This is a genomic window from Dellaglioa sp. CoH-57-MRSF-19, assembly GCF_056781975.1.
In genome coordinates this window covers 482-837 of the sequence record NZ_JBXAXW010000040.1, presented here as the reverse complement: position 1 = coordinate 837, position 356 = coordinate 482, and the positions used below count along the sequence as shown (strand labels likewise).

The window sequence follows — 356 nt, the reverse complement described above, 5'->3', positions numbered from 1 at the left end:
AAGCGCGTATCGTACACAATCAATGCCGCAGAATTCGATCGACAGCTGGCGGCTGGTGAGATCACACAAGAGCAACGTGACGAGATTGCGCGTCTAGCGCTCCCCGAGGATTCGCTGAAGCTTTCGCAGATCATCACGAACACCACGATGACGATCAACGAGCTTGAGACTGTTCCAGATGCCTCGATATACTCGTTTGCAGACGTGCCTGAACTCGTTATGCGTCCCCCTACCATGCGCGACGTTCTTGAGTTTGCGGATGCTCCTGAGATGAAGGATGAAGAGCAACGCTCCGAATTCTCGTTCTTGGCTCAACTCGCTAAGCATATCCAACACGTAGCCGGTTATCTGACTCT

Annotated in this window: 1 protein-coding gene; it reads left to right on the top strand. The window is 52.5% G+C overall.

The window, feature by feature from the left end; translation table 11 throughout:
* The coding region (locus AC1RO3_RS08050) for a hypothetical protein (protein WP_481763938.1) at window positions 1–356 on the top strand (356 nt) is incomplete at both ends.